The organism is Phormidium sp. CCY1219, from assembly GCF_035615515.1.
GTDB lineage: Bacteria > Cyanobacteriota > Cyanobacteriia > Cyanobacteriales > Laspinemataceae > CCY1219.
In genome coordinates, this window is sequence record NZ_JAJENT010000074.1 from 1 (window position 1) to 206 (window position 206).

Here is a 206-nt window from a genome sequence, read left to right on the forward strand (position 1 = left end):
AGATAGTCATTTCCGGTATTGCCGTGCAAAATATCGTTGCCAGTTCCCGCATAAAGGTTGTCATTTCCTCCCATTCCTAACAGGAAATTATCCACAGTCGTCCCGAACACCGCTTCAGCGGTATCCGTGGCGAAAAAGGGAAAAGTATTTCCCGCAAAAACCGTGTTTCCTACGGAATTTTCCGTGGGGAAAATTAGGTTTTCGTT

At 45.6% G+C, this 206-nt stretch carries 1 protein-coding gene; it reads right to left on the minus strand.

The features are described from left to right. A partial coding sequence (locus LKK83_RS00480) for a hypothetical protein (protein ID WP_324628774.1) occupies nucleotides 1-206 on the minus strand: 206 nt, incomplete at both ends.